Genomic DNA, 1,025 nt, shown 5'->3' with positions numbered 1-1,025 from the left:
GGGTGCCCATGACCCTGAGCATCCGCAACCAGCTCCCCGGCACCGTGACCTCGGTGCAGCCGGACGTGGTAATGGCCGAGGTCGAGCGCATCGACCAGGCCGAGCGCCTCGGCCGGTCCCGCGACCTCCGCGACGGCCACCGCCCGGTGCAGGGCGACGACCGGGGACGGCGCCACGGCCATGAGCTGGTCGTAGAGGCGCCGGATCTGCCGCCAGTCGGTGGCGGCGGCGGTGGGCGCGTCGCTGTGCACGGCGTTGATCGCGGCCTGGATCTGGTACGGCCCCGGCCGGCCGAGGCGCAGACAGCGCCGCACGAGGTCCTGGCCCTCGGCGATCAGCGCCCGGTCCCAGCGGGCGCGGTCCTGCTCGGGCAGCGGGACGAGGGTGCCGTCCGCGTGCTGCCGGGCGGGCCGCCGGGACTCGGCCAGCAGCATCAGCGCCAGCAGGCCCGTCGGCTCCGGTTCGTCCGGCATCAGCCCGGCGAGCAGCCGGCCGAGGCGGATCGCCTCCGCGCACAGGGCGGAGTCGCCGGTGTAGCCCTCGTTGAAGATCAGGTAGACGACGGCGAGGACACCGCCGAGCCGCTGCGGCAGATCGGCGTCCCCGGGCACGCGGTACGGGATGCCGGCGTCGCGGATCTTCGCCTTGGCCCGCACCAGGCGCTGGGCGAGGGTGGGCTCCGGCACGAGGAAGGCGCGGGCGATCTGCGGAGTGCTCAGGCCGCCGAGCAGTCGCAGGGTGAGCGCGACCCGGGACCTCAGGGCGAGCGCGGGGTGGCAGCAGGTGAAGATCAGCCGGAGCCGGTCGTCGTGCACCGGGCCCTGTTCGGGCGGTGCGGCGGGCGCGTACAGACGCGCGGCCTCGGCGTGCCGGGCGTCCCGGGAGGACTCGCGGCGCAGCCGGTCGACGGCCCGGTTGCGGGCGGTGGTGATGATCCAGCCGGCCGGGCTCGGCGGCACGCCGGCCTCCGGCCATCGGGTCACGGCGATGGTGAAGGCGTCCTGCACCGCTTCCTCGGCGAGGTC

At 75.8% G+C, this 1,025-nt stretch carries 1 protein-coding gene; it reads right to left on the bottom strand.

Annotation, left to right across the window (positions count from 1 at the left end; translation table 11 throughout):
* Window positions 1-1,025: RNA polymerase sigma factor (locus ACWEN3_RS46955; RefSeq protein WP_452984617.1), on the bottom strand; the 1,025-nt coding region annotated here is incomplete at both ends.

The organism is Streptomyces sp. NPDC004561 (assembly GCF_053602155.1).
This window is presented reverse-complemented; position numbering and strand designations above follow the sequence as displayed.